General features: G+C 43.4%; 6 protein-coding genes and 3 tRNA genes. All 9 read left to right on the forward strand.

Annotation, left to right across the window (positions count from 1 at the left end; translation table 11 throughout):
- Nucleotides 1-334: hypothetical protein (locus SST62_RS1000000112750; protein ID WP_029942514.1), on the forward strand; the 334-nt coding region annotated here is incomplete at its 5' end.
- Nucleotides 335-624: 290 nt separating this feature from the next.
- Nucleotides 625-3,078, forward strand: a complete 2,454-nt coding sequence (parC, locus tag SST62_RS0102950) for a DNA topoisomerase IV subunit A (RefSeq protein WP_029186240.1) — start codon at nucleotides 625-627, stop codon at nucleotides 3,076-3,078.
- A 53-nt stretch (nucleotides 3,079-3,131) separates the two neighbouring features.
- A complete protein-coding gene (locus SST62_RS0102955) occupies nucleotides 3,132-3,749 on the forward strand; it encodes a DUF4230 domain-containing protein (RefSeq protein ID WP_029186241.1) in 618 nt (205 codons plus the stop codon).
- 110 nt (nucleotides 3,750-3,859) lie between these two features.
- Complete coding sequence (locus SST62_RS0102960) at nucleotides 3,860-4,882, forward strand: branched-chain amino acid aminotransferase (RefSeq protein WP_029186242.1); 1,023 nt, start codon at nucleotides 3,860-3,862, stop codon at nucleotides 4,880-4,882.
- A gap of 66 nt (nucleotides 4,883-4,948) precedes the next feature.
- Complete coding sequence (locus tag SST62_RS0102965) at nucleotides 4,949-5,182, forward strand: DUF2969 domain-containing protein (protein ID WP_012775068.1); 234 nt, start codon at nucleotides 4,949-4,951, stop codon at nucleotides 5,180-5,182.
- A 51-nt stretch (nucleotides 5,183-5,233) separates the two neighbouring features.
- A tRNA-Tyr gene (locus SST62_RS0102970) sits at nucleotides 5,234-5,314 on the forward strand.
- A gap of 137 nt (nucleotides 5,315-5,451) precedes the next feature.
- Nucleotides 5,452-5,523, forward strand: a tRNA-Gln gene (locus SST62_RS0102975).
- A 123-nt stretch (nucleotides 5,524-5,646) separates the two neighbouring features.
- On the forward strand, nucleotides 5,647-6,852 hold the full coding sequence (rpsA, locus tag SST62_RS0102980) for a 30S ribosomal protein S1 (protein ID WP_029186243.1): 1,206 nt from the start codon (nucleotides 5,647-5,649) through the stop codon (nucleotides 6,850-6,852).
- Nucleotides 6,853-6,889: 37 nt separating this feature from the next.
- Nucleotides 6,890-6,961 (forward strand) — tRNA-Arg (locus SST62_RS0102985).
- Nucleotides 6,962-7,019 lie beyond the last annotated feature (58 nt).

The raw sequence follows: 7,019 nt of genomic DNA on the forward strand, positions 1-7,019 counted from the left end.
TATTTTTGGAAATACATTTTATCGTGGGTATGAATTTGGAGCTGGTGATGATACTGGTGTATTTTGGAACACAGAAAATACTCAACCAAAATCTTTATTGTTTTTGAAAACAATTATTGAAAAACAGTTGCTTGGTAAGTATGATTTTGGACATAAACTAAGGGCATCACAAACATACGATATGGAATTTCAAATTCCTACCCAAAACAACCAACCCGACTACACCTTCATGTCCGATTTCATTAAAGTTATCGAAAAACTAGTCATCAAAGACTTGGTTGAATGGACAGACAAGAAAATCCAAGCGACAAAAGAAATTGTTGCTCAGTATTAACATTTTGCTACGGCATGCAGGCGAGCGTGAGCGAGCCCGAAAAGGATAATCGCCGCCGTAGTGAAAGAAGCTAATAACAAGGTTATTAGCTTCAGGGAAGTTGGAAGACTTCGGCTTCCAACTTAGGAATGGAACTCCGAAGGAGGTCGCTTCCGTCCCCACTACCTAAGGCGATTATCAAAAAAAGTAAAAAAGAAAGATAAACTTTTCGACAAGAAACAAAGAAAGGAATGTTCAGCTAGTTTCTCTAACTGAACACGGGACTGAATCGTCCCTTTGTATCTTAATTTATGTCTAACATTCAAAACATGTCCCTTGAGGACATTATGGGAGAGCGTTTTGGTCGCTACTCCAAATACATTATTCAGGAGCGGGCTTTGCCGGACATTCGTGACGGTCTAAAGCCCGTGCAACGTCGGATTCTTTATTCCATGAATAAGGACGGCAACACGTTTGACAAGGGTTATCGTAAGTCTGCCAAGTCAGTCGGAAATATCATGGGGAATTTCCACCCGCACGGTGATTCCTCTATTTATGATGCCATGGTCCGCATGAGTCAGGACTGGAAAAATCGCGAGATTTTGGTGGAGATGCACGGAAACAACGGTTCCATGGACGGCGATCCGCCTGCGGCCATGCGTTACACCGAGGCTCGTCTGTCGGAAATGGCAGGTTATTTGCTGGCCGACATTGAGAAAAAGACGGTGCCATTTGCCTGGAACTTTGACGATACGGAAAAAGAACCCACTGTGCTACCAGCTGCCTTCCCCAATCTCTTGGTCAATGGAGCGACAGGAATTTCAGCAGGGTACGCGACTGACATCCCGCCGCATAATCTGGCGGAGGTCATCGATGCCGTTGTTTACATGATTGATCATCCGACTGCTAAGTTAGAAAAGTTGATGGAGTTCTTGCCTGGACCAGACTTCCCAACAGGTGCCATTATTCAAGGGGCTGACGAAATCAAGAAGGCCTATGAAACTGGTAAGGGCCGTGTCGTAGTCCGTAGCCGTTGTGAAATTGAACAACTCAAGGCTGGTAAGAAACAGATTGTCATTACTGAGATTCCTTACGAGGTCAACAAGGCTGTTCTGGTCAAGAAGATTGATGATGTCCGTGTCAATAACAAGGTGCCTGGTATTGCTGAGGTGCGTGACGAGTCAGACCGTACAGGTCTGCGGATTGCCATTGAGCTGAAAAAAGACAGCGATGAGCAAACCATTCTCAACTACCTTTACAAATACACCGACCTGCAAATCAATTACAATTTCAACATGGTGGCCATTGATAACTTCACACCGCGTCAGGTCGGCTTGCAGAAGATTCTGTCCAGCTACATCGCCCACCGCCGTGAGATTATCATTGCCCGTTCTAAGTTTGACAAGGAAAAGGCTGAAAAACGCCTCCATATCGTAGAAGGATTGATTCGCGTTATTTCCATTTTGGATGACGTTATTGCCCTTATCCGTGCTTCTGAAAACAAGGCTGATGCCAAGGAAAACTTGAAAATCAGCTATGATTTCAGCGAGGAACAGGCAGAAGCAATCGTGACCTTGCAACTCTACCGCTTGACCAATACCGACATTGTGACCTTGGAAAATGAAGAAGCAGCCCTACGCGAGCAGATTCAGACCTTGGCAGCCATTATCGGCGATGAGCGGACCATGTTCAATCTTATGAAGAAGGAACTGCGTGAGGTCAAGAAGCAGTTTGGCAATCCTCGTTTGAGTGAATTACAAGATCAGGCAGAAGCGATTGAGATTGACACTGCCAGCTTGATTGTCGAAGAAGAAACTTTTGTCAGCGTGACCAAGGCAGGCTATATCAAACGGACCAGTCCGCGTTCTTTCAATGCCTCAACCCTTGAAGAAATGGGCAAACGAGAGGATGATCAGTTGATTTTCTTGCAGAATGCCAAGACAACCCAGCACCTCTTGCTCTTTACCAATCTTGGAAATGTCATCTACCGACCTGTCCATGAGTTGACAGATATTCGTTGGAAGGACATCGGTGAACACCTGAGCCAGACCCTGATGAACTTTGATACCAATGAAGAGGTTATCTTTGCTGAATTGGTTGAGAATTTTGATGAGGGAACTTATTTCGCGGTGACTAAATTTGGCCAAATTAAACGTGTAGAGCGGAAGGAGTTTGCTCCATGGCGGACTTACAAGTCCAAGTCAACCAAGTATGCCAAACTCAAAGATGCGGATGATGTGGTCGTTACTGTATCGCCTGTAGTTTTGGACGACATCATGCTCATCACAGAAAAGGGCTACGCTCTGCGATTTAACATCGAAGAAGTGCCAATCATCGGTGCCAAGGCAGCCGGTGTCAAGGCGGTCAACCTCAAGGATGAGGATGTGGTGGCTGCGGCCTTTATCAGCAATACCAGCTCTGTCTATCTCCTGACCCAGCGTGGTAGTTTGAAGCGGATGGCGGCGGAGGAAATCCCTGTGACCAGCCGTGCCAAGCGTGGTTTGCAGGTGCTTCGCGAACTCAAGACTAAGCCTCACCGTGTCTTTGCGGCGGGTCCAGTCTTGACGGACCGGGGGGATTTTGACCTCTTTAGTACAGCAAATGAAGATGAAACAACAAGTCAAGTGCTTCACGTGCAGTCTAAAACGGGCAAACTCTATGAGGTTGATGTGACCCAGCTCAGCCTGTCTGAACGCACTAGCAACGGTAGTTTTATCTCGGAAACCATTTCTGATGAGGAAGTGTTTAGGGCTTGGATAGACTAAAAAGATTGCTCGCAAAGCAGTCTTTTTGCTATACTGTAGGGGAGGTAAATGCTATGAAAATTATCAAATTATTTTTCAGTATAAAAGTCTATCTATGGCTTGTTCTATCCTTCCTTCTGTTATTGTGTGGTGTATGGGGATACGGCTACATCTCTGGTGAAAAGAGTAATCAGCAGGAAGTGAGTGTCCATACGGCTATTGAGTCTGTTGAGCAAGTCAATGAATTGGTATTTCTAAATACGGCTGTCCAGAAAATTGTGACCGCTAAAAACTACACGGTCTTATTTGGTCAAGAAATGCCTTTCTCAGAAAAATCAGCCCTCTTAATCATCAAGTACAAGGCAAAATTTGGTATCAAAAGTCCTGTATCCATTGAACATCTTTCTGAAAATAGGTACAAAATTACCCTTCCAGCCTTTGAAGTCGTTGGATTGGAATTAGATGCAGAAGAACCTTATACCTTATATGATAAGAGTGGTGAGATACTTAGTTTTGCGACGGAAGAAATCGATACTGCCCAACTGATCACAGATGAATTTCAGTCAGCAGAACAAGAAACGTTTCTAGAAGATTATCAGAAAGACATAAAAGAGTCAGCCAAAAACTACTATCAAAATTTATTTAATGCTATCTCACCTGAAATTCAACTAGAATTTGTTTTTAAAGAGTAAGAGTCTGGTTTACCAGGCTTTTTCTTATATTCACAAAATTTTCTGAATTTTTAATTGAAAATCACTTTCAAAAGTAGTAAAATAATAAAAAATGAATTTGGAGAAACTATATGACAGTGAACATTGACTGGGAAAACCTTGGTTTTTCTTATATGAAACTACCTTACCGCTTCATCGCTCATTTCAAAAACGGCCAATGGTCTGAAGGGCAATTGACCGAAGATGCGGAACTGCACATTTCAGAAAGCTCACCAGCCCTTCACTACGGCCAGCAAGCTTTTGAAGGCCTTAAGGCCTATCGCACCAAGGAGGGAAAACTCCAACTCTTTCGTCCAGACCAAAATGCTGAGCGCCTGCAACGGACAGCTGACCGCTTGCTCATGGAGCCTGTTCCGACGGACCTTTTCATCAAGGCCTGTAAAGAGGTAGTCAAAGCTAATGCGGACTACGTTCCTCCCTATGGAACTGGTGGTACGCTCTATCTCCGTCCGCTCCTGATTGGTGTTGGCGATATCATCGGCGTAAAGCCAGCGGATGAATACATTTTCACCGTTTTTGCTATGCCAGTTGGCAACTACTTCAAAGGAGGTCTCGCTCCGACTAACTTCCTCATCCAAGACAAGTACGACCGTGCAGCACCAAACGGGACAGGGGCAGCCAAGGTCGGTGGTAACTACGCGGCGTCGCTCTTACCGGGCCAATATGCTAAAAAGCAGGGCTTCTCAGATGTGATCTACCTGGATCCAGCTACCCACACCAAGATTGAAGAAGTCGGGTCTGCAAACTTTTTTGGGATTACAGCTGATAACGAGTTTGTCACACCGATTTCACCATCAATCTTGCCGTCCATTACCAAGTATTCTCTCTTGCACTTGGCAGAGCATCGTCTGGGGATGAAGGCAGTGGAGCGTGAAGTTCTTGTCGAAGAATTAGACCAGTTTGTCGAAGCAGGAGCTTGCGGAACAGCTGCAGTCATCTCACCAATTGGTGGTATCCAGATTGCAGACAAACTCCATGTTTTCCATAGCGAAACAGAAGTGGGACCTGTCACGCGTAAATTATATGACGAATTAACAGGTATCCAGTTTGGTGATATTGAAGCGCCAGAAGGTTGGATTGTCGAAGTTGAATAATTTCAGAAGGCTTGCACTTGCAAGCTCTTCTCTTTTTTTGTAGAATAATAAAAGTGAGGTTTGAAAATGAGTAAAAAAGATAAAAAAATTGAAATTCAAATTGAAGATAGCAAAGTTCTTGTCAATAGAGAAGAGTTCCCTGGTTACCGCCTTGTTATAGGTAAAAAAGTAATTGGAGAAATTGCAGAATTGGCTGAAAATAACTTTGCAGTTATTAAAAATGGAAATACCGAAAGCTTTTACAAAAAATTAGAAAAAGCAGTCGGAAATATTATTGAAAATTATAATTTAAGTCACTAAAAGGCTTGTAATAGTCGCTATTTTATGTTAGAATAGTGACTGTTAGTGCACGGAGAGATAGCGAAGAGGCTAAACGCGGCGGACTGTAAATCCGCTCCTTCGGGTTCGGGGGTTCAAATCCCTCTCTCTCCATGTCTAAGATACTAAGGGCGTCAAACGCATAGTAAAAATAGGAAGTTGGCTGCAAATCCTGATTTGCTAGGCGACTTATCTTTTTTACACAGCGTTTAGCCCGAGTTCATTTCAGAATACTATCTTAGAAAATGTTTTGGGGTATCGCCAAGCGGTAAGGCAAGGGACTTTGACTCCCTCATGCGTTGGTTCGAATCCAGCTACCCCAGTAAAGGTACTAGATATAGTCTAGTTCGTCAAAGATGTCTAATTGTTGTTGTCCTTGCGTGTGCCTTAAATAAAATATATTTTATGTTGGGTCGAAAGACCTGATTGTCGGAGGTTTTTTTATAATGAACGAATTTGAAGATTTGTTGAACAGTGTAAGCGAAGTTACACCTGGTGATGTGGTAACTGCAGAAGTATTGACAGTTGATGCTGGTCAAGCAAACGTAGCTATCTCAGGTACTGGTGTTGAAGGCGTATTGACTCTTCGTGAGTTGACTAACGACCGTGATGCTGATATCAACGACCTTGTAAAAGTTGGTGAAACACTTGAATTGTTAGTACTTCGCCAAGTTGTTGGTAAAGATACAGACACTGTTACTTATCTTGTATCTAAAAAACGTTTGGAAGCACGTAAAGCATGGGACAAGCTTGTTGGTCGTGAAGAAGAAGTTGTTACAGTTAAAGTAACTCGTGCCGTTAAAGGTGGTCTTGCAGTTGAATTTGAAGGTCTTCGTGGTTTCATCCCAGCTTCAATGATCGACAGCCGTTTCACTCGTAACACTGAGCGTTTCGTAGGTCAAGAATTTGATGCGAAAATCAAAGAAGTTGATCCTGCTGAGAACCGTTTCATCTTGTCACGTCGTGAAGTTGTTGAAGCAGAAGCTGCAGCAGCACGTGCTGAAGTATTTGGTAAATTGTCAGTTGGTGAAGTTGTAACTGGTAAAGTTGCACGTATCACAAGCTTCGGTGCTTTCATCGACCTTGGTGGTGTAGATGGATTGGTACACTTGACTGAATTGTCACATGAGCGTAACGTATCTCCTAAATCAGCTGTAACAGTTGGTGAGGAAGTTGAAGTTAAAGTTCTTGCAATCGACGAAGTTGAAGGTCGCGTATCATTGTCATTGAAAGCTACACAGCCTGGTCCATGGGATGGCGTTGAGCAAAAATTGGCAGCTGGTGATGTGATCGAAAGTAAAGTGAAACGTTTGACTGACTTTGGTGCTTTCGTTGAAGTATTGCCAGGTATCGATGGTTTGGTACACATCTCACAAATTTCACACAAACGTGTTGAAAATCCAAAAGATGCTTTGTCAGTAGGTCAAGAAGTAACTGTTAAAGTTCTTGAAGTAAACGCAGCTGATGAGCGTGTATCACTTTCTATCAAAGCTTTGGAAGAGCGTCCAGCAGCAGCTGAAGGCGAAGAAAAAGCAGAAAAACGTGCTCCACATCCACGTCGTCAAAAACGTGAAGAAAAACGTGATTACGAATTGCCAGAAACTCAATCTGGATTCTCAATGGCTGACCTTTTCGGTGACATTGAATTGTAATTCAAATAAAAACTTGCCTTGTGCAAGTTTTTCATTTCCACCCTTAGTGTAATGGATATCACGTAAGATTCCGGTTCTTGAGATGGGGGTTCGATTCCCTCAGGGTGGATTAGAACCACCTTAAAAAGCCCGTTAAATCGGGCTTTTTTCATTCCTTGTCCAAAATT

This window comes from Streptococcus suis YS56 (genome assembly GCF_000440115.1).
In the GTDB taxonomy this organism is placed as follows: domain Bacteria; phylum Bacillota; class Bacilli; order Lactobacillales; family Streptococcaceae; genus Streptococcus; species Streptococcus suis_L.

Excerpts from the sequence above, each read along its gene's own strand:
- parC (WP_029186240.1), top strand. The coding sequence starts at position 625 with ATGTCTAACATTCAAAACATGTCCCTTGAGGACATTATGGGAGAGCGT.
- SST62_RS0102955 (WP_029186241.1), top strand. The coding sequence starts at position 3,132 with ATGAAAATTATCAAATTATTTTTCAGTATAAAAGTCTATCTATGGCTT.
- SST62_RS0102960 (WP_029186242.1), top strand. The coding sequence starts at position 3,860 with ATGACAGTGAACATTGACTGGGAAAACCTTGGTTTTTCTTATATGAAA.
- SST62_RS0102965 (WP_012775068.1), top strand. The coding sequence starts at position 4,949 with ATGAGTAAAAAAGATAAAAAAATTGAAATTCAAATTGAAGATAGCAAA.
- rpsA (WP_029186243.1), top strand. The coding sequence starts at position 5,647 with ATGAACGAATTTGAAGATTTGTTGAACAGTGTAAGCGAAGTTACACCT.